Origin of the sequence: Bacillus sp. Brlt_9 (assembly GCF_051948935.1) — a bacterium.
Taxonomy (GTDB): Bacteria; Bacillota; Bacilli; order Bacillales; family Bacillaceae_G; genus Bacillus_A.
The window spans coordinates 49069-68658 of sequence record NZ_JAYJLO010000008.1 but is presented as its reverse complement, the minus strand read 5'-3'; the positions used below and the strand labels follow the sequence as shown (position 1 = coordinate 68658).

Annotated in this window: 16 protein-coding genes; 6 read left to right on the top strand and 10 right to left on the bottom strand. The window is 36.9% G+C overall.

All coding sequences use genetic code 11. The features are described 5' to 3' along the window. Positions 1–31 precede the first annotated feature (31 nt). Genes VF726_RS24710 through mtnK form a run of 3 tightly spaced genes read right to left on the bottom strand, consistent with a single transcriptional unit; the run spans position 32 to position 3009 of the window. On the bottom strand, positions 32–673 hold the full coding sequence (locus tag VF726_RS24710; protein WP_212955888.1) for an L-fuculose-phosphate aldolase: 642 nt from the start codon (positions 671–673) through the stop codon (positions 32–34). 50 nt (positions 674–723) lie between these two features. Then, positions 724–1767: an S-methyl-5-thioribose-1-phosphate isomerase gene (gene mtnA / locus VF726_RS24705; protein WP_440172830.1), complete on the bottom strand. Its 1044-nt coding sequence runs from the start codon at positions 1765–1767 to the stop codon at positions 724–726. Between the two features lie 12 nt (positions 1768–1779). Further along, a complete protein-coding gene (gene mtnK, locus VF726_RS24700) occupies positions 1780–3009 on the bottom strand; it encodes an S-methyl-5-thioribose kinase (RefSeq protein WP_440172829.1) in 1230 nt (409 codons plus the stop codon). Positions 3010–3597: 588 nt separating this feature from the next. On the opposite strand from mtnK, the gene ahpC reads away from it, so the two are divergent. Then, a complete protein-coding gene (gene ahpC / locus VF726_RS24695) occupies positions 3598–4161 on the top strand; it encodes an alkyl hydroperoxide reductase subunit C (RefSeq protein WP_000924420.1) in 564 nt (187 codons plus the stop codon). 14 nt (positions 4162–4175) lie between these two features. Continuing rightward, positions 4176–5702, top strand: coding sequence for an alkyl hydroperoxide reductase subunit F (ahpF, locus tag VF726_RS24690; protein WP_151633957.1), 1527 nt, complete (start codon positions 4176–4178; stop codon positions 5700–5702). Positions 5703–5750: 48 nt separating this feature from the next. On the opposite strand, the gene VF726_RS24685 is transcribed toward ahpF, so the two are convergent. Together VF726_RS24685 and VF726_RS24680 are read right to left on the bottom strand one after the other, a co-directional pair. After that, positions 5751–6359 (bottom strand): SAM-dependent methyltransferase, encoded by a 609-nt coding sequence (locus VF726_RS24685; protein WP_440172828.1) that lies wholly within the window; start codon positions 6357–6359, stop codon positions 5751–5753. Positions 6360–6552: 193 nt separating this feature from the next. Continuing rightward, positions 6553–7668 (bottom strand): M20 peptidase aminoacylase family protein, encoded by a 1116-nt coding sequence (locus tag VF726_RS24680; RefSeq protein WP_440172827.1) that lies wholly within the window; start codon positions 7666–7668, stop codon positions 6553–6555. A gap of 276 nt (positions 7669–7944) precedes the next feature. On the opposite strand from VF726_RS24680, the gene nhaC reads away from it, so the two are divergent. Further along, a complete protein-coding gene (gene nhaC / locus VF726_RS24675; RefSeq protein ID WP_440172826.1) occupies positions 7945–9366 on the top strand; it encodes a Na+/H+ antiporter NhaC in 1422 nt (473 codons plus the stop codon). On the opposite strand, the gene VF726_RS24670 is transcribed toward nhaC, so the two are convergent. Next, a complete protein-coding gene (locus tag VF726_RS24670) occupies positions 9355–10626 on the bottom strand; it encodes a transcriptional regulator (RefSeq protein ID WP_440172825.1) in 1272 nt (423 codons plus the stop codon). The two genes, nhaC and VF726_RS24670, sit on opposite strands and share 12 nt — an antisense overlap. 92 nt (positions 10627–10718) lie before the next feature. Here VF726_RS24670 and VF726_RS24665 point away from each other — a divergent pair, with 92 nt between their 5' ends. Together VF726_RS24665 and VF726_RS24660 are read left to right on the top strand one after the other, a co-directional pair. Beyond that, on the top strand, positions 10719–11828 hold the full coding sequence (locus VF726_RS24665) for a mandelate racemase/muconate lactonizing enzyme family protein (protein WP_440172824.1): 1110 nt from the start codon (positions 10719–10721) through the stop codon (positions 11826–11828). 14 nt (positions 11829–11842) lie between these two features. After that, entirely contained in the window at positions 11843–12538 is a 696-nt protein-coding gene (locus tag VF726_RS24660) for a GNAT family N-acetyltransferase (protein ID WP_440172823.1), read from the top strand. Between the two features lie 166 nt (positions 12539–12704). Here the strand turns inward: VF726_RS24660 and VF726_RS24655 are convergent, their stop codons facing one another. Together VF726_RS24655 and VF726_RS24650 are read right to left on the bottom strand one after the other, a co-directional pair. Further along, positions 12705–13412: a M48 family metallopeptidase gene (locus VF726_RS24655; RefSeq protein ID WP_440172822.1), complete on the bottom strand. Its 708-nt coding sequence runs from the start codon at positions 13410–13412 to the stop codon at positions 12705–12707. Between the two features lie 94 nt (positions 13413–13506). Beyond that, positions 13507–14025: a DUF1456 family protein gene (locus tag VF726_RS24650; RefSeq protein WP_440172821.1), complete on the bottom strand. Its 519-nt coding sequence runs from the start codon at positions 14023–14025 to the stop codon at positions 13507–13509. A 371-nt stretch (positions 14026–14396) separates the two neighbouring features. On the opposite strand from VF726_RS24650, the gene VF726_RS24645 reads away from it, so the two are divergent. Continuing rightward, positions 14397–15026, top strand: a complete 630-nt coding sequence (locus VF726_RS24645) for a hypothetical protein (RefSeq protein WP_440172820.1) — start codon at positions 14397–14399, stop codon at positions 15024–15026. A 56-nt stretch (positions 15027–15082) separates the two neighbouring features. Here the strand turns inward: VF726_RS24645 and VF726_RS24640 are convergent, their stop codons facing one another. Together VF726_RS24640 and VF726_RS24635 are read right to left on the bottom strand one after the other, a co-directional pair. Beyond that, positions 15083–16723: a thiamine pyrophosphate-binding protein gene (locus tag VF726_RS24640; protein WP_440172819.1), complete on the bottom strand. Its 1641-nt coding sequence runs from the start codon at positions 16721–16723 to the stop codon at positions 15083–15085. Positions 16724–16747: 24 nt separating this feature from the next. Further along, positions 16748–19537 carry an EAL domain-containing protein gene (locus VF726_RS24635; protein WP_440172818.1) on the bottom strand — a complete coding sequence of 930 codons (2790 nt, stop codon included), beginning with the start codon at positions 19535–19537 and terminating at the stop codon, positions 16748–16750. Positions 19538–19590: the final 53 nt, after the last annotated feature.

Sequence of the window (19590 nt, the reverse complement as noted above, 5' to 3'; positions counted from 1 at the left end):
GATTTTTTCTTGAGGGTGTTTCTATTTCATTCTACTGCTGCCCATACCCTTCAAACTTCTTCGCCAAATTCTCCATCTCATCTTCTGGCAATAGCTTCGGCTCTCCGACGCTTTTCGTTTGATAATAAATTTGCGCACAAAACTCAATTTCTTCCGCAACAGTAAATGCCATTTTTATGTTATTTGCACCTGCAATTAAACCGTGGTTCGCAAGTAAAACAGCACGGCGATCAATCATTCCTTCGAAAGCAGCCTCTGCTAATTGCTTCGTACCAAATGTTTCATACGGTGCACAGCGCACATTCGGACCTGCGAAAGCAATTAAATATGATACAGCAGGAAGCTCCCACCCTAATGATGCAATCGTCTTCGCATAAGGTGAATGTGTATGCACAAGCGCATTTATATCTTCACGATTTCTATAATAAATAAGATGCATATCTAATTCACTTGATGGTTTTCTCTCTCCTTCTACCACTTCACCATCTAAGTTTAATATAACTACATCTTCAGGTTTTGTTTCATAATACTCTAAACCACTTGGACTCATGGCAACAAGACCTTGCTCGCGGTTGAAAATACTAATATTACCGCCTGTCCCCTTTGTTAAACCGCTAGAAATCATTTTCTTTCCATACGCTACAATTTCTTCTCTTTCTTTTTGTAATAACATATACATCCCCCTAAGTATGAAGCTTATGATGACTGACTTTTTCTATCTACTTATTGAAATAGCTTTTTTAAGTTCTCCGTAAACGGTGCTTTTACAATCCCTTTTTCCGTAATAATCGCTGTTACATTTTCATGTGGTGTGACATCAAATGCTGGATTATATACTTTACTTTCTTTCGGAGCAGAATATTGTCCGAAACGATTAATCACTTCAGAAGCATCTCTTTCCTCAATCGGAATTTCTTTTCCTGTCGGTGTTTTCAAGTCGATTGTCGGTGTTGGCGTTGCTACATAAAACGGAATGTTGTAGTATTTCGCTAAAATAGATACACCTAATGTTCCAATTTTATTTGCTACATCACCGTTTGCTGCCACGCGGTCACATCCAACGATTACAGCGTCGATTTTTCCTTGTGACATGACCATAGCTGCCATATTATCCGTAATGACAGTAACATCAATTCCTGCTCGCTGTAGTTCTAACGCTGTTAACGTTGAACCTTGTAACCTAGGACGAGTTTCATCTGAATAGATTTTTAAGTCCCATCCTTTTTCTTTCGCTAAGTACATCGGAGCTGTCGCAGTACCATACTTAGTCGTCGCTAACGCACCAGCATTACAATGTGTTAATACTCCCATTCCATCATGGAATAACGTTAATGCATGTTCCCCGATTTGACGGTTAATTTCCTCATCTTCTCTATGAATCTCTTTCGCCTCTTCTAGTAATCTATCTTTCAACTGAGCGATTGATAAATGTGAGTTCTCTTCCGCGACCGCTTCCATTCTTTCAAGTGCCCAAAATAAATTTACTGCTGTCGGCCTTGATGTTGCCAAATATGCACACACCTTTTTGAATTCCGCTATAAAGTCTTCCACCGTACTTTGAGTAACTTCCTTAGCGCCTAAATACACACCATACGCTGCTGAAACACCAATCGCTGGCGCTCCTCTTACTTTCATTATTTGAATGGCATCCCACACACCTTCAGCTGTTTTGAAAGATTCATAGACAACTTCATTCGGTAATAATGTTTGATCTAATAAAACTAAAGCATCTTCTTTCCACTGAATTGGTATTAATTGCTCTTCCATCATCTTCTCCCCTTACTTCGCATAGTTCATTGACTGTTCTTTTAACGTTTCTACAAAGCTTGTGCCTGTTTTATATTGATTCGCCTGTAAAATAAATTTCTTCGCTACTTGAAGACAAATGCGTTCTGCTCTAGCACGTGCTTCCTCATTCTCGATACAAGTCATATCTTTTACTTTCGCTAGCCCAACAATTCGACGAATTAACTCAAGACCTGTTACTGCAGCTGTATCCTCTAATACAGATTGTAAATATAATTGGTTAAAGCCTTCTTCCTTCGCCATAATCTCGGTCACATGAATATCCCAAGCATTTAAAAACTTCTTCTTAAACAAATCAATTACCTCTACCATTGTCAATTGTAGCCAACTCATATACGTATCTTTCTCAGTACCGGGCGGCATCGTTGCATCTGCATTCACCCAAGCAAACATTAAATTCGCCATTACATTTCCAACGTCGTATCCCATCGGTCCATAAAAAGCAAACTCAGGATCGATAATCTTTGTGGAATCACTTTTCACAAAAACAGAACCAGTATGCAAATCACCATGAATAAGTGCCTGTGCATTCGTCATAAAAGAGAACTTAAGTTTAGCTACTTCCATACGAAGCTCTTTATCACTATAAATATGCTCTCTAATCCATCCCTCATTTAATGGAAACAGCTCATTACGCTTATTATGATTTGTAAATGGCTCAGCGTATACGAGGTCTTCTGTAATCTCACATAATTCAGGATTTATATAATTCTTTACAAGTCCCTTCTTCTCTTTATGGTTCATTACAACATCCGATGTTAATAAGAGTGTATTTACCAAAAAGGTCGTTAAATCATCCGCAAGTTTTGGAAACATTTGATGATTTATAAGTGCTGTACGTAATATTGTGTGGTCCGATAAATCTTCCATTATGCAACAATTCATCACACTATCAAACAAATACACCTTTGGAACAAGCCCAGGTGCTAACTCCTCCTCTAACTGCAAAACATCTGATTCTATACGAATACGATTCGTCGACAACTTAAACTCATCTGAAATACGCGCTGTATCCCCAGCTTGCTTTACAATGACAGAAATATTCTTCTGTTCATCCCAAACACGGAATACATAATTTAAATTACCATCGCCTATTTCTTTACACTGTAACCCCTTTGCATCCTCAAACTTAGATAATTTCTCTTTCACATACACAATCACATCACTGACTTCCATTAAAAAATACTTCGTGAACTTAGACATGGTTTCCCCTCCATACTAATTGTAAGCGTTTTCTAAAGGCTATAAAAAATAATAAGGTGAAATTTTTCATCCTATATTATATGTTCTTCTTTCTTAAAATGTATATCTAGGTTTTATTATATCTTGTTAGCCCCTCGAGTCAATGCTTCTATATCATCTCAAATATACTTCCTAATTATATTTGAGATGACAATAATTGTTCACAAAGATTCCGGTACATTTTGTTTTATTTATCGCACAATTCTTTGTAAAATAGAAACAAGTACTTCCTTTTTAAATCCACAACTTCTAAGAAATATTCCCTTCCTAAGAATTTATACTTACACCATGTCTTTAACATACGCACTACTCTATTACATACTCATTGAAAATCTATTACATGAAAACCACCTTTTAATTCCCTAACAATCTTAATTGAGAATAAATATTAATTAAATTGATATAAAGTTGGTTTATTCTCTTGACAAAATAACCACTTCTATATGATAATTAATATCGAATTAGAATTATTATAGTTAATTAAAAAATATATTTTATGAGCACACTATTTTTTGATGCTCAAAACCAACATTTAGGAGGAATTTTAATATGTTATTAATCGGCACAGAAGTAAAACCGTTTAAAGCTAATGCTTACCATAATGGAGAATTTATCCAAGTTACTGACGAAAGTTTAAAAGGAAAATGGAGTGTAGTTTGTTTCTACCCGGCTGACTTCACATTCGTTTGTCCAACTGAACTTGAAGACTTACAAAACCAATATGCAACTCTAAAAGACTTAGGCGTTGAAGTATACTCTGTATCTACAGACACTCACTTCACTCACAAAGCATGGCATGATAGCTCAGAAACTATCGGCAAAATCGAATACATTATGATTGGTGACCCAACTCGCACAATCACTACAAACTTCAATGTTTTAATGGAAGAAGAAGGTCTTGCTGCTCGTGGTACATTCATCATCGATCCAGACGGCGTTATCCAATCTATGGAAATAAATGCTGACGGCATCGGCCGTGATGCAAGCATTCTTGTTAACAAAATTAAAGCAGCTCAATACGTACGTAACAACCCAGGTGAAGTTTGCCCAGCTAAATGGCAAGAGGGTTCTGCAACACTTAAACCAAGCCTTGACCTTGTAGGCAAAATCTAAGGAGTTCGATCAAAATGATACTAGATGCAGATATAAAAACACAACTATCCCAATACCTTCAGTTAATGGAGAACGATATTTTACTTAAAGTAAGCGCTGGAGACAATGACGTATCTAAAGATATGTTAGCTCTAGTAGACGAATTAGCTACTATGTCATCTAAGATTACAGTAGAAAAAGTTGAATTAGAGAGAACACCAAGCTTTAGCGTAAATCGCCCTGGTGAAGACACTGGTGTTGTATTCGCTGGTATTCCATTAGGACACGAATTTACTTCATTAGTGTTAGCTTTACTACAAGTAAGTGGACGCGCTCCAAAAGTTGAACAAAAATTAATCGATCAAATTAAAAACATTCAAGGCGAATATCATTTTGAATCTTATATCAGCCTAAGTTGTCATAACTGTCCTGATGTTGTACAAGCTCTTAACGTAATGAGCGTTCTAAACTCTGGTATTACACATACTATGATTGATGGCGCTGCATTCAAAGAGGAAGTAGAAAGCAAAGACATCATGGCAGTACCAACAGTTTTCCTAAACGGCGAATCTTTCGGAAGCGGTCGTATGACACTTGAAGAAATTTTAGCTAAAATGGGTAACGGTCCAGATGCATCAGAGCTTTCTGATAAAGATCCATACGATGTTCTTGTTGTTGGTGGCGGCCCTGCTGGTGCAAGTGCAGCAATTTATGCAGCACGTAAAGGCATCCGCACTGGTATCGTTGCTGAGCGCTTCGGTGGTCAAGTAATGGATACTATGGGTATTGAGAACTTCATCAGCGTAAAACGCACTGAAGGTCCTAAGCTAGTAGCAAGCCTTGAAGAGCACGTAAAAGAATACGACATCGATGTAATGAATCTACAACGTGCAAAACGTTTAGAGAAAAAAGAACTTATTGAAGTGGAACTTGAAAACGGCGCTATTCTGAAAAGTAAGAGCGTAATCGTTTCAACAGGTGCTCGCTGGCGTAACGTTGGCGTACCAGGTGAAGCTGAGTTCAAAAATAAAGGTGTAGCATACTGCCCACACTGTGACGGTCCATTATTCATTGGAAAAGACGTAGCAGTTATTGGCGGAGGTAACTCTGGTATTGAAGCAGCTATCGACTTAGCAGGTATCGTTAAGCACGTAACTGTTCTTGAATTCATGCCAGAATTAAAAGCTGATGCTGTATTACAAGAGCGTCTTAACAGCTTACCAAACGTAACTGTTCTGAAAAACGTTCAAACAAAAGAAATCACTGGTACTGATAAAGTAAACGGTATTTCTTACATCGATCGTGAAACTGAAGAAGTTCATCACGTTGAATTACAAGGTGTATTCGTACAAATCGGTCTTGTACCAAACACAGACTGGTTAGGTGAAACAGTTGAACGCGCTCGCGGTGAAATCGTAACAGACAAGCACGGCGCTACAAACGTACCAGGAGTGTTTGCTGCAGGTGACTGTACAAATAATCCGTACAAACAAATCATCATCTCTATGGGTTCAGGTGCAAACGCAGCTTTAGGTGCATTTGATTACTTAATCCGTAACTAATTATATAGACGTGAGTAAAGAAAAGCAGGTGCCGTGGCACCTGCTTTTTTATACTCTTAATGTATAAACTAAAAATCTCTCATTCCCATTCTTCTCATAAGCCCCAGGCAACCTTACTTCTCTCTTCAGCTCGAACGCAGTCTGATTCTCCAAGAAGAAAATATAATCTTCAGAAGGATAATATAAAATAATATCCACTTCTCTCTCCGTCTCTTCTACCGAAAGTAAAATATTATTTACTACGTTCATAAACACTTGTACAGAAAATGGATTGAAGAAATAAAACCGGTTATCACGTGGATCAATTTCATATTCCTGCGCTAAACAGCATTCAAACCCAATTTTATCTTTGCTGTTTCTTACCTTTCGTGCATAACGATCAAGATTATCCAACGCGTCTTTATAAAACGCTTCATTCATTTCAATTCCAACCGCTGAAGTACCACACTTATGGTGCATGTAAAAGTTTAATCGTCCTTTTCCGCATCCAAAATCTACAACCCTGTCGCTACTTCTTATTTCATATTGATTCAATAACTCATCTAATCCGCTATATGGCGTCGGTTCATAACGGTGATAGTGCATAGACTTGTTAAACCCTTTTTGCTCACCGACTGTTTTTATGTTTAAAACTGCATCATAATATTGTTCGTTCATTGATTTTCTCCTATTAAGAAATGGTACTTATTATTATACACCATGTACCGGAGAGGGATTTTTCATTGAATCAATTGGTACGTGAAATTATACCGACGATTTTTCGAATATATCTATCGTACCTTCAAATTTATCAACGATTTTTCCAATATATCGACTTACCGACAAATCCCTACAAAAAAACAGGAGCTCTCTAGCCCCTGTCCTCTAATACTTTCAATACAGTTTGCTTCAATATTTCTACCCCATCCATAATACAACTATAATCGAACTTCATATACGGATGGTGTAATCCAGGTTGTAGGTTCGCCCCTAGCCCCAGCATGACAGCTTTTAAATGTGGTTTCTTCACTGTGTAGTAATGGAAATCATCACTTCCTGTCGTATACAGCGGTCCAGTGCATCCCTCTTCCCCGTATACTTCAAGAATGCCTTTTCGCATAAAGCACTCAGCTTCTTCTGACACTTCAGCTCCTGGTGCAAGGTCGATCCATTTATATGAAGTTTCCGATCCCATCGATGCGGCCGATTCTATTACATGTTCTATTTTTTTCTTCAATTCTTCTAATAATGTATTACTCTCTGCCCTTACATCTAAGCTAAAATGACCGTTTCCCGGAATAATATTTAAATTATCGCCACCAGCTTGGCACCTTGTCATCTTTACTGAATATGAACTTTGCGGTGGTAGCCATATATTTTTCAAACCGATATTGATCATAGAAATAACATCAATTGCATTTATCCCTTGATGTGGGCGTGCCCCGTGTGCATCATCTCCATGAATTGTTCCTTCTAAAAATCCTGCCGCTCCGTGACGAATAGATGGGGCAGCTTGTTTCAAAGGCAATTCTTCAATTGGTCTTAAATGAACACCAAACAAGAAGTCAGCATCATCCACAGCACCCTTCTCTACCATCTTTAAAGAGCCATTTCCCTTTTCTTCTGCCGGCTGAAAAATAAATCTAACCGTTCCACTACCCCATCTCATATTTTTCAATTGTAAAATAAGCCCCATCACAATTGTCATATGAGCATCGTGACCACATGAATGATTCGCTTTAAATTCTCCGTCTACTTCTTGCCATAGTGCATCCATATCGGCACGAATTGCAATAACTGGATTTCCGCTTCCGATTTCCGCAATCACGCCTGGACAATCATCAAATATTTTATATGAAATTCCTTCTTCTTTTAAAAAGTTAGTAATATACGCTGTCGTTTCATACTCTTTCCAACTCACTTCAGGGTTTTCATGTAAATGCTGGAAAATTTCAGTTAAACGCTCTTGTAGTTCTAATGTTTTCAAAGCTACATTCTCCTTCCCAAATTCCAAAACCATTCAGGTTAATTATACTTATGAAAAACAGATGTTTTTATGAACATATTGAATTTTAAGAAAAAAGTCAATTGTTTATTTTCAAATGCAATCGACAACTTATTTCTACTCACTTCATAACGATAGAACATTCCTTATTTTCTGTTTTTTATTGACGCTTACATATATTTTTAGTTATTATAACTTAATAGCGTCTATTTTGCGACAATTCTAAAAATACAAACATACATAATGAGGAGGCAGTTTATGAAAAAAGAAATACCTTTTGGAGTAGCAATAATCCCTATTATCATTACAGTTGCAGTTATGATGGTTACAATTGTTGTATTAAAACAAAGCCCTCACGTCCCACTTATTATCGGTACAACCGTTGCTTCTATCGTCGCTTGGCGTTACGGTTACAAATGGCATGATATTGAAGAAGCAATGTATAAAGGAATTCGTCTTGCATTACCAGCTATCGTTATCATTATTCTTGTAGGTTTAACGATCGGTGCTTGGATTGGCGGCGGAATTGTCGCAACAATGATTTATTACGGTTTAAAACTTTTAACTCCATCACTATTTTTAGTTTCAATTACAATTATTTGTTCTATTGTTGCATTAGCTATCGGTAGCTCTTGGTCTACAATGGGAACAATTGGTGTTGCAGGAATGGGAATTGGCCTAAGTATGGGAATCCCAGCTCCAATGGTTGCCGGTGCTATCATTTCCGGTTCTTATTTCGGCGATAAAATGTCACCGCTTTCAGACACGACAAACTTAGCCGCAGGATTAACAAATACAGATTTATTCGCGCATATCCGTCATATGTTATTTACTACAATTCCAGGTTTAATTATTACTCTTATCGTTTATGCGTTCTTAGGAAGAAGCTTCGGCGATAACAATATTGATGCAAAAAGTATCGATCAAACGTTACAAGTGCTGCAACAAAACTTTGTTATCTCACCTTTCCTATTAATCATACCTGTAGTCGTTATGGTATTGGTCGCTAAAAAAGTGCCAGCTATACCAGCTATTCTCGTAGGTATTATTTTAGGATTTTTATCACAAGTCTTTATTCAAGGTGGTTCTGTCTCAGCCTCTGTCGGTGCACTCCAAGCTGGATTTGTCATAGACACTGGCAACAAGCTAGTGGACGAACTATTTAACCGCGGTGGCTTAGATTCGATGATGAATACAGTTTCTATGACAATTGTCGCTATGACTTTCGGCGGAGTACTAGAACATACTGGTATTCTTCGCTCAATTGTAAATCAAATTTTAAAATTAGCGACATCAGCAAAAGGACTTATCGCTTCTACTATCGCATCTTGCTTTGCAACGAACCTCACTTGCTCTGAACAATATATTTCGATCGTTGTTCCTTCAAGAATGTACGCAAATGCATACACAGAAAAGGGACTACATTCTAAAAATTTATCCAGAGCATTAGAAGATGGCGGAACATTAACTTCTGTTTTCGTACCTTGGAATACATGTGGTGTATTTATACTCGCAACACTTGGAGTTGGCGCATTCGAATATGCTCCTTATGCTATATTGAATTTCATCGTACCTATTATTTCAATCATTTACGGCATAACTGGTCTCACAATTACAAAACTATCAGACATTGAAAAAGCAGAACTACTAAAAAAACAAAAAGCTCAACTAGAAGCTTAAAGATACCGGTAAATTCATTTCATATATTGCGCGAGGGCGCCCTTGTTGATAGGGCATTTCCTCGCCGCAAATATGAGCATATCCATAATCAACTAGTTTCTTTAATAACCTTTCTGTTGATCGCCGAGTCACTTGTAAGTATTCAGAAAGATCTGCTGCTGTGAACTTCAATGACGGATGTGATTGACTAAATTGAATAATTTTTGATAAGTTTGCTGGACTAAGTTTCGTTTCCTTCGCTATTTTCATGAGTTCCGGGTTTTCATTCTTCAAACTTTGGACTCTCTGTTCTTTCGGGAACGGACCAAATAGTTCTTTATCACTTGTTAGTATATAAAAACAGTGGTCTATTGGATTGTTCTTCGCAAAATTTTGAGCGATTTTAGCATTTTGCTCCGCTTCTTTTACAGTTTTTCCGTAACCAAATCCAATAGCTATCGTTCCTTCTATACTCGCAAATAAATTATTTAACATATTCGTTTTTATAATCGATTCAATATCACCACGAGTCGTATACAAAATGAATGTCATTTCATCAACTTTTTTAAATGAACCATGTAGTGCCTTTGAAATGGTATCTAATTGCTCAAGCAAACCTTCTCTTAATTCTAAAGAAGAAATCATACAAGCACCAACGGTAGCTGAATGGCTTTTTGCTAACTCGGCTTTTATTTTTGCATCTTTTAACCCACGTATAATAGATTGCTTCGGGTCTATCATACGCTCTGAAGGAATACCTATTTTTTGAAGTTCATCATAGACAGCGTGAATACTAGTTAAAGCTAAATGAGCTTCTCCAGATTGATATTTAGCTACATGAAAATCAATAACCCTATTTATTTCATCTTTACTCCACAGCATATTTTTATAATCAAACACTTGTGGCTTTTCTTTTATGCCGATATCATGGAACACATTTGTAATGAAGGAACGGTCTACTAAATCAATTGAGATTTGATGTGGTTGAATACCTTGGTGATATATGACAGAAAGAATGGAAGACGCGATGGTTGTCTCGTCTTGCTGTAAGTACGTACTCGGAATTCGTAATTGTTCTCTTATTTCTTTTGCCATATAATAAGGTAAAGCACCTGAGAAAAAGATAAAATCACAAGGCTTTAAACGCTTTAATAGTTCAGAAGATTCTGCCGGATGAAGATAAATATATGGATCAATCTCTATTTCTTCTAGTTTATGAGCAACAGGTAAAAGTGTCTCCATAAACTCTTTTGAACCGACAACTGCAATTTTTATCATCATTTCTCTAACTCCTTATCATCAATTAACGACTATTTAACGTCAACTATATCAAATGTACAAAACTATTGTAAACAGGAAGGGGTCTCTACCCAATGAAAATTACAGCTATTCATCTTTATGCAATTCGTTTACCGCTTCGCGATCCGTTTGTTATTAGTTATGGTTCTTATTCTGATATGCCTTCTATTATCGTCAAAATGGAAACAGATGAAGGCATTATCGGTTACGGTGAAGGCGTTGCTGATGATCACGTTACAGGCGAATCATGGGAAAGTACTTTCCATACTTTAAAACATACACTTGCTCCTGCTCTTATCGGGCAAAATCCAATGAATATCGAGAAAATACACGATATGATGGACAATACAATTTACGGTGTTCCTACTGCAAAAGCTGCAATAGATATTGCTTGTTTTGATATAATGGGCAAAAAACTAAATCAACCTATATATCAATTAATTGGCGGACGCTACCATGAAGAATTTCCTGTCACTCACGTCTTAAGTATCGCAGATCCAGAAGAAATGGCTGAAGAAGCTGCCTCTATGATTCAGAAAGGTTACCAATCTTTCAAAATGAAAGTCGGTACAAATGTAAAAGAAGATGTAAAAAGAATTGAAGCGGTACGTGAACGTGTAGGAAATGATATTGCGATTCGCGTTGATGTAAACCAAGGGTGGAAAAATAGCGCCAACACATTAACAGCACTTCGTTCATTAGGTCATGTAAACATCGACTGGATTGAACAGCCTGTTGTCGCAGACGATATTGACGCAATGGCTCACATTCGTTCTAAAACAGACCTTCCTCTTATGATTGATGAAGGATTAAAAGGTACTCGTGAAATGCGCCAAATCATTAAATTAGACGCGGCTGATAAAGTAAATATAAAACTAATGAAATGCGGTGGCATATATCCCGCTGTAAAACTCGCTCACCAAGCAGAAATGGCCGGCATTGAATGCCAAGTTGGATCCATGGTCGAATCATCCGTTGCCTCTTCCGCAGGATTCCATGTCGCTTTCTCGAAAAAAATCATTACGAGCGTTGAACTTACAGGTCCATTAAAGTTCACGAAAGACATCGGAAACTTACACTATGACGTACCATTTATTCGCTTAAACGAAAATCCAGGACTCGGCATTGAAATAAATGAAAATACCCTACAAGAACTAACCGTCTTTCAAGACGTTGTACGCTAAAGGAGGACTAACGCATGACAGTTCTATACAAAGGATCATTAAAACAAAATAACGATCCATTTCACGTTACATTACTATCACTAGAGCACATCGAGCAAATCTTATCACTACAAAACGTCGTAGTTGCGGCGCTAGAGGATAAAAGTCGCTTACAACCACTCTCGCTAGAAGAGTTTCAATACATTCTAGAAGGAAACGGCATGATGATCGGTGCTTTTATCGAAAACGAACTTATCGCATTTCGTGCCCTACTCGTCCCTCCTATCGACGATGAACATTTAGGACTTGATATTGGCATACCAGAAAGCGAACTACATCGCGTCATCTATCAAGAAATCTCAAATGTTCATCCAAACTGCCGAGGAAATGGGATGCAAAAAATATTAGCGACAGTTATTATGAACGAATTACAAAAAGACGATAGCAAATACGACTATGTTTGCTGCACCGTTGCCCCTTTTAACATTCCGAGTTTGAAGGATAAATTCGCGCAAGGGATGAAGATTGCTGCACTGAAAGAGAAGTATGGCGGAAGTATGCGGTATGTTTTTGTGAAGGAATTGCGTGGGGACAATGAAAGGGATTGGACGGATATTAAGAGCATTCCAATGAACAATGCTGGTGGACAACAGGCGTTGCTTTCGGAAGGGTATCGTGGGTATAAGATGGAGAAAGTGGATGAAGATTTTGTTGTGAGGTTTGGGCGATAATTGCTACAACAAAAAAAGGAGATGTCTGCTATGACATCTCCTTTTGCTTTCTCTTCATTGACCATATCGATTGCAACTCCAAATATATCAGCGATTTTTGAAACATATCAACTTACCGACAATTATTGACAATAATCGCAACCTCTATAAAGCACACCACTACCTACTAAACCGTCATCTTCCAACTAGATAACGCTAACCAGTTCTCCATTTCCTTATAATCAGGCATTATCTTCCCGACAAGACGCCAAAAAGAGCGATCATGATTTAAATGAACCATATGACACATTTCATGAACAACTACATAATCGATTACTCGCTGTGGTGCCATCGCTAGCTTCCAATTAAATGTTAGCTGTAAATTTGAATCACAAGTGCCCCATGTTCGGCTACTATCTGTAATACGAATAGAACGAGGTTTTGTTTTGAAGTTACTTTGATGTGCTTTAATACTCTTCTCTACTAATGACTTACACTGCTTATAGTAAAATCGTTTTAAAGCTTGCTGGATTTTTTCATCCTTAAGCTCTTTCACATAAATGTGTAACTTATCTCCTTCAAACACTGCACTGTCTTGCGTAATACTTGCATCTTGAGAAATCTGTATCGGATACGTATTTCCTAAATACAGAAATCCCTCTCCTTGATCATAATCCTTTTCCTGTGGTCCAAGCGCCCGCTCCTGCATTTCCTTACGTGTTGTCTGAATCCAATCCCACTTCTCCTCTAGCAACTGGACTAAGTATTCAACAGGTGTTCCCTTTGGAGCCTGCACTTCCACATTTCCGTACGAATCTATAAAAAGACGCACGGATTTTTTCTTTTTATAAGTTATATGAAAATGAATCGTCTCACCTAAATATGTATGTACCATTTCATCACCTAATGTATTATTTTACAAATAAAAAAGAATAGGACACGAACGTCCTACTCTACCTATTATATCATTTACTGCCTTAACGGACTTATTATCCTCTATACTTTACACCTAATCCTTTAATGAAATTCCTTGCGTATCTATCGCCGCACTCTTTGTAATTTTTATGGCCTTTTTTTCTTAATAGGGCGCCTAGTTCTCCCTTTGTTACCGTAACACCTACGCTATCTAATATATCAAGTACATCTTCAGTTGTTAATGAAAGTGCGATTTTCATTTTCTTTAGAAGAAGGTTATTCGCACTCTCTTTACTTTGTACAGGTGCCGGTTGCCCTGGTTTCGGATCTTGCTTCCCTCTTTTTAAAGTAATAAATCCATTGAAAAATGCTTCTAACATCATCATATCGCATGTTTTTACGTACTCATCTTCAGCTACCTCATCATTTTCAGCTTCATGCTGAGGCGCTCTCTTTATTTTTGTAAGCATATCAACTACGTCTTCTTTCGTTACTTCCATCCCGCCAAGTTTAAAGATTTCTACCATATCTATATCTCTTATATCTAAAGCGTATCTTACTCTTTTTAATATATCGTTGTTGCTCATTGCCATTGTGTTTCCTCCTGAAATGTTGATTATAGTAATGCTTTTAGCATGTGTAAATTTATGTCGTTAAGTTACTACTTTAACATTTTAGGGGGAGGTTTTGTAGTCTTAGGTGGATTAATGCTAGTTAGGATTCAATCTAGGAAGAGATTCGAATGCTTTTTAGTTCCCTTTTTTCTATAAAGTATATCTTAATTTTTTTTATAACAATACACAGGTATTAATTAGTATAATAGAATAACAGCATTTTAAGGGCTTTCAGTTGAGTGGAGAATATCCAGTCTATATTTTTAGCGGAAGGGCAAGATTTTTTTAAACTCTTTCTATGTTATTAATAAAAAAACATACTTTATTTTTATGATTGGAGTTTGTTGTAAATGTTAGAAAAAGGTGTAGACCGAGTGAAAAAAGTAGAATTAATGGACAAACATCTTGATTCTCACCAAGGAAAAATAACCAGTACCGAGATTTGTAACATTGTAATGTCCATTTTCAAATTTGATTTAACAACTAAACCTGTCCTATCAAAAGAATGGATACTGACAGGAGCAGGTTCCTCAACTGAGAATATTGCTATAAAGGCCATAGATTCTACCCTCATCCATTACGGAAGAAAGGCCACAGGAATAGAAATCCGCCAACTTATCAATCAAATTTTTGGTATTAACTTAGATGCAATATCCTCTTTAGAAGGGGCAAGAATTTCTTTATTTTCTAAAGATCAGTGGGTTGTTCGAGATGAACAAGACTTATTTGTTGTTCATACTGGATTAGGGGATGTCGATGTAAAGGTTTTTCCTACTGACTATTTCACTGAACAAACTGGATTAGAAGAATTGCCGAAGGACCTACAGCAATCATTAACAAACTTTGGGTTCTCTTACGATGAAGGGAATGGATGTTACTATTACTCAAATCCATCTGGGGAAGCAATTCCAGATGCCTATAAAGGGCAGATTATCGGAATGATCCTTAAGGAAATTCACAATTCATATCCCTCTTTATAAAAAAAATCATATAGGAAATCCCTATATGATTTTTTTATACGGTGAATAAAATAAACTTATTTTCCAAAAGAAGATAAAAATTTAACTCTGTCTCCCATAGGAGGAGTATTATTATCGACTAAAGCTACCTCTAGTACTGCTGGCCCATTTGAATTCATTAAGCCGTCTATAACACCTTGATTGATATCTTCTAGTTCAGTGATTCTGTAACTTGGTATATTCATAGCCGCGGCCATAGCACTAATATTAATTGATTCCTGTTCAAAGGATGGATGAGTCCTACGGAACTGTAACGAATGACCGTGATATACCATTCCTAAACGGGCATTATTCATCACAACAAATAAAATTGGTAAATTATATTCCTTTGCCGTCAATATTTCCATTCCATGCATGAAGAAGCAGCCATCACCTGTAATACATACAACAGGGCGTCCCGGTTCAGCTAGTTTTGAACCAATCGCAGAACCAATCCCGGTTCCCATTGCGCCAAAATGCACATTAATATTATAAGTATCAATATCTACTACCTTCATGTGATGGATGACATACGCCATAAATTCACCAATATCAATAGAATATCTAGTAGTTGACGGTAAACATTTTTGAAGCGTCAGGAGAACATTTTTCGTATTATATTCCTCCGTATTCTCTTCCTCTTTTTTCTTTTCAACGGTAAGCTCAGTGCTTTCCTTTTGCAACCCTAAAGTCTTTAATTCTTCTATTAACATTAATAAACTTAAATTGATATCGCCTAGTACTGGAATATCCACTTTGTACTTCCGATTAAAAACAGATTGTTCAAAATCCATTTGAACAGAGAAGCGATCTTTTATTAAGTTTCCATTATAATTATTTGTCGCAGTTTCCCCCAAGCTGGAGCCTACAATCAATAGTGCTTTTCCATCACCCTCATTAATCAACGCTGAAGCAGCCTCATGACCAGCAAATCCAAACACTCCGACTAAAAGAGGATGTTCCTCAGGGATATATCCCTTTGCTTGTGGAGTTGTTATAATCGGCCAATTCAGCAGTTCTGCCACCTCTATTAATGACTCAACAGAGTTTCTTATTCCCTGTCCTACAAAAATATAACCCTTCTCCCTTTTTACTAACTCTCTAGCTGTTTCTTCTATTGTACATAGATCAGGAACAATAGGAAGTCTTTTAGGAAGTGGCGGCATTTCAACAATTTCAATATTTTCGTGTTGAATATCAATCGGTATCGCAATATGGACAGGTCCTGGTACTCCGGATAGAGCAATTTCAATTGCTAGTGCAACTTCTTTAAGTACATCCTTTACATCATTAATCGTAACACTATATTTTGTAACAGATCTGAAAACTGGTTCTACATCTAATTCTTGTGATGCATTTAAACCTACCGTATTTCTAGGTACAGCACCTGTAATGAATAAAACAGGTAAGTGCTCTCGCATAGCATTGGCTGCGCCCGTCACAAGATTTGTGGCCCCTGGTCCGCTACAACCAATACATACACTTAGGTGATTTGTATATTTAGCATAAGCGGCAGCCATATAGGATGCTGCCCCTTCATGCTTTGCTACGATTGGTGTTAATTCAGGCATATCATAAAGTTCATCAAAAAACGCATTTACAGAACCAGCTGGGATACCAAATATATGTTTAACTTCATTAGCTATTAAATATTCTAATACATTTCGGGCTGCTCTCATGTGTATGCTCCATTCATTTTTAATTTATTTCTCTATTAAAAAAAGTTTTTCGATGTCTTCAGCTGCCATAGGACGGCTGAAAAAATACCCTTGCATCAAATAACAATTTCGTGCAGATAAAAATTCGACCTGTTCCTTTGTCTCAACACCTTCAGCAATAACGTCAAGGTTCAAATTCTTAGCCAGCGTAATAATAGTATTCGTAATAGCTGCATCATCTTTTGTCATATCCTGTACAAAGGATTTATCAATTTTTAACGTTGAAATAGGCAATTTTTTCAAATAACCTAAAGATGAATAACCAGTCCCGAAATCATCAATAGCAAGGTTGATTCCTAGACCTTTTAATTTCTTCATTGTTTTTAAAGTTGATTCTGTATTTTTAACAATTAAATTTTCAGTGAGTTCTAGTTGTATATACCTCGGAGATAACTCTACTTCCTCGAGAACATTTTTGACCACAGCAAATAAATCACTTTGTTCAAATTGACGCGCAGATAAATTCACGGACATACTAATTAATGGGAAACCTTGATCGTACCATTTCTTTAATTGCCTGCAGGCCTCTTTTAGAACCCATTCACCTATCGGGACTATTAATCCAGTTTCTTCAGCTATTGGGATAAATTTATCAGGCGATATCATCCCATGTTCTCGATGGTTCCACCTAATTAAAGCCTCTACACCTTCAATCTCATTCGTTTTACCATTTATTTGCGGTTGGTAATAGATTACAAGTTCTTCTTGTTCCAATGCCTTATACAAATCATTTTCTAGCTTAATGCTTTCAAAAGTTCTAGTATCCATTCCTTCACTGAAGAAATGATAGCTACTTCCTGATATTTCTTTCGATTTGTACATAGCTGTGTCTGCATTTTTAACTAAGATTTCAGTCGTATCACCATTATCAGGAAATATACTAATACCAATACTCGTTTTCATATAAATTTCATTGTCTACTAACTGAAATGGCCTTGAAAAAGAATCAATGACACGATTTACTACCTTTAACACTTCTTTTTCACTTTTAATATTGGGTAAATAAATAGTAAATTCATCCCCACCCTGTCTCGAGACCGTAGCACTTTTAGGAACACAAGCACTTAATCGATTTGCAACTTCTCGCAACAGCAGATCACCGAAGCTATGCCCGAGCGTATCATTCACAAACTTAAACCTGTCTAAATCTAAATACAGAACTGCTAATTTTTCAGCATGTAATTGAGCATATGTCAGCCCTTGAGTTAGTCTGTCCTTTAGTAGAACTCTATTAGGTAGGTCTGTTAAACTATCAAAATAAGCATGGTATTTTATTTCTTCCTCCATTTGTTTCCTTTGAGTTACATCTTTAAAGGTAACGACTTCTCCGACAATTTCATCCCCTTCTTTTATAGAGGAAATGACATACTCCACCGGAAAACAGGATTGATCTTTTCTAAAAAACTGCTCAGTTTTATCGTAAAGATTCCAATTCTCATCGCAACCTGAGGCCACCTGCTTTTTCTTTCCTGCTTCAATTCCGTTGAAAACCATACTGGACGGTTTTCCTATTAATTCATTTTTTATATCATAGCCTAACATGGATGCACCAGCTGGGTTACAAAAGGTAATATTTTCATCAAGGTCTAAACCGAAAATTCCTTCTCCAGCAGAATTGAGAATCAATTCCTTCTCACGGCTAAGCTGTTGTAATTCAGTTATTACTCGTTCCAGTTCCTTATTTTTAACCGTAATTTCTGAAGTCCTCTCTTCGATAATAATTTCCTGCTTTTCCATATATAAAAGGTTTGATAGCGTGGAGGCAGTTGCATCGACAATAGATTGTGACAGCTGTATCTGCCCTTCAGAATAACTAAAATTACTATCTCCTAGATTGACCACAGATATTTGTCCTAATACCTCTCCCATTGAAACCAATGGCAACATAAAGAGTCCCTTCATGCCAAAATTACGGCAAACATCATGGTTGGGGCGCGGATCTGCATAAACATCTGGAATCCAGATTGGCTTTTTTGTTTCAATGACCTCTTGCGTGACTCTATCATTACTTTTATCAAATTTTATCTTATCATGTGTCTTAATCCAATCTTCTTCTTTCCATTCTGAATCCTTACTTAACTTCACCGGTCTAATTTTTTTCTTAGCTAAAGGATCCAGTAAATGAACTCCAATATTATAATTGTCTAAAACTTTTCCTAAATAGGAAAAACAAGTATCAAGACTTTCCTGCATGGAAGAACACATAGATAAATCCCGTGTCACATCTAATAAGAGCTGTTTTTCAGCAATAAGGTTTACCTTATGAGTTAAATTGTTCGCATTTTGAATGGCAACAGCCGCCATATTCACATATGCCTCAACTGTTTGAATTTCTGACTCTGTTAAATTCATGGGAATTCCATAATCAAATAAAAAAACTAGACCAAATAACTCTTCTTCAAAAGAGATAGGAAGTACGAATAAAGATTTAATTCGAAACCCTTCCACTGCTCTCGGGTCCGGCCTGTTATCTTTTGATGTATCAGGTATATAGATGGCCTTTTTTGTTTCAATTACTTCTTTCGCCAGCAGATCAATGTCTGTATCAATGACATGCATATCCAGTGTCCATCCGTTAATAACTTCCGGTTTTCCTACATACCCTCTAAAAGTCCCATCTTCCTGTGGCAAATAAATGCCAACAGAATCGCATTGAACGATTTCTTCAGAAATTGCTATTGTGACTTGCTCTAACACTTCACGCAAATCTAATTTTGTATTAATCATTTCAGTTATATTCGCAAGTCGAGAATACCTCGTTTGTTCCTTCAACATAAAAACGAACTCCATTTCATTGAAAATATCTATTTATATTCAAACTTAAATTC

Coding starts and splice junctions, on each gene's coding strand:
- VF726_RS24710 (WP_212955888.1), bottom strand. CDS start 673: ATGTTATTACAAAAAGAAAGAGAAGAAATTGTAGCGTATGGAAAGAAA.
- VF726_RS24650 (WP_440172821.1), bottom strand. CDS start 14,025: ATGGCAATGAGCAACAACGATATATTAAAAAGAGTAAGATACGCTTTA.
- VF726_RS24640 (WP_440172819.1), bottom strand. CDS start 16,723: ATGAGAGCAGCCCGAAATGTATTAGAATATTTAATAGCTAATGAAGTT.
- ahpC (WP_000924420.1), top strand. CDS start 3,598: ATGTTATTAATCGGCACAGAAGTAAAACCGTTTAAAGCTAATGCTTAC.
- ahpF (WP_151633957.1), top strand. CDS start 4,176: ATGATACTAGATGCAGATATAAAAACACAACTATCCCAATACCTTCAG.
- VF726_RS24655 (WP_440172822.1), bottom strand. CDS start 13,412: ATGGTACATACATATTTAGGTGAGACGATTCATTTTCATATAACTTAT.
- mtnK (WP_440172829.1), bottom strand. CDS start 3,009: ATGTCTAAGTTCACGAAGTATTTTTTAATGGAAGTCAGTGATGTGATT.
- mtnA (WP_440172830.1), bottom strand. CDS start 1,767: ATGGAAGAGCAATTAATACCAATTCAGTGGAAAGAAGATGCTTTAGTT.
- nhaC (WP_440172826.1), top strand. CDS start 7,945: ATGAAAAAAGAAATACCTTTTGGAGTAGCAATAATCCCTATTATCATT.
- VF726_RS24685 (WP_440172828.1), bottom strand. CDS start 6,359: ATGAACGAACAATATTATGATGCAGTTTTAAACATAAAAACAGTCGGT.
- VF726_RS24645 (WP_440172820.1), top strand. CDS start 14,397: ATGTTAGAAAAAGGTGTAGACCGAGTGAAAAAAGTAGAATTAATGGAC.
- VF726_RS24670 (WP_440172825.1), bottom strand. CDS start 10,626: ATGATGATAAAAATTGCAGTTGTCGGTTCAAAAGAGTTTATGGAGACA.
- VF726_RS24665 (WP_440172824.1), top strand. CDS start 10,719: ATGAAAATTACAGCTATTCATCTTTATGCAATTCGTTTACCGCTTCGC.
- VF726_RS24635 (WP_440172818.1), bottom strand. CDS start 19,537: ATGTTGAAGGAACAAACGAGGTATTCTCGACTTGCGAATATAACTGAA.
- VF726_RS24660 (WP_440172823.1), top strand. CDS start 11,843: ATGACAGTTCTATACAAAGGATCATTAAAACAAAATAACGATCCATTT.